Consider the following 1171-nt stretch of genomic DNA (forward strand, 5'->3'; position numbering starts at 1 on the left):
GCGTGGCTCATCCCGCTGGCGGCGGTCGTGTTCTGGGCGGTCGCGCTGTGCGCCCGCGGCCAGCGCCGGCGCCGCGCCACCGCGGCCCCGGACCGAGGATAGGATGCGCGTTCCGCCGGATTGCCTGGCAGCACCTGAGGTCCGCCTTGAAGATCGCCACCTGGAACGTCAATTCCCTCGCGGTGCGCCTGCCGCAGCTGATCGACTGGCTCGCACTGCACCAGCCCGATGTCGTCTGCCTGCAGGAAACCAAGCTGACCGACGACAAGTTCCCGTCGGCCGAGATCGAGGCCGCCGGCTACCGCGTCGAGTGGTTCGGCCAGAAGACCTACAACGGCGTCGCGCTGATCTCGCGCACCGTGGCGGCCGACGTCGTCAAGAACATCCCCGGCCACGACGACGAGCAGGCGCGCGTGATCGCCGGCACCGTCAACGGCATCCGCATCGTCGGCGCCTACATCCCGAACGGGCAGTCGGTCGACAGCGACAAGTTCCAGTACAAGCTGAAGTGGCTCACCGCGCTGCGCGGCTGGCTGGCCGACGAGCTGACGCGGCACCGGCACCTGGTGCTGGTGGGCGACTACAACATCGCGCCGGAAGACCGCGATGTGCACGACCCGGTGGCCTGGGCCGGCCAGGTGCTGTGCACCCCCGAGGAACGCGCGCATTTCCAGGGCCTGATCGGCCTCGGGCTGCACGACTCGTTCCGCTTGTTCGAGCAGCCGCCGAAGAGCTGGAGCTGGTGGGACTACCGCAACCTGGCCTTCCGCAAGAACCAGGGGCTGCGCATCGACCACATCCTGGTGACCGACGCGCTGAAGGGCCAGGTCAAGTCCTGCGTGATCGACAAGCCCACGCGCAAGAACGAACGCCCCAGCGACCACGCACCGGTGATCGCCGAATTCGACCTGTAGGTTCTATGTCGAGCGTCAAGCCTTTCCGACGAGTTGAGGGTTGAAGGGCTGATTGGAGCGCCAGACGGAGAAGGCGATGCGAAGGAGCTTGCGAGCGACGACGCAATAGGCCTGGATCTTGGACATGCCGCGGGCGAGGAGCTTGTCGCGGATGGCCTTGAAGACGGGGGAGCGGCAGGCGGTCATGGCGGCGCAGTAGATGAGGCGGCGCTCCTCGGCGTTGCCCTGCTTGGAGAGCTTGCGGGTGCCTTTGTAGG

General features: G+C 67.3%; 1 protein-coding gene and 1 pseudogene. One reads left to right on the forward strand and one right to left on the reverse strand.

From position 1 onward, the window contains the following. Nucleotides 1-146: 146 nt before the first annotated feature. Nucleotides 147-914 (forward strand): exodeoxyribonuclease III, encoded by a 768-nt coding sequence (gene xth / locus AC1DYN_RS32650; protein WP_477966982.1) that lies wholly within the window; start codon nucleotides 147-149, stop codon nucleotides 912-914. A gap of 15 nt (nucleotides 915-929) precedes the next feature. Here xth and AC1DYN_RS32655 read toward each other — a convergent pair. Continuing rightward, nucleotides 930-1171: pseudogene (locus tag AC1DYN_RS32655) on the reverse strand (hypothetical protein); the annotation flags it as partial.

The sequence above is a fragment of the Rhizobacter sp. P2_D12 genome, from assembly GCF_056404395.1.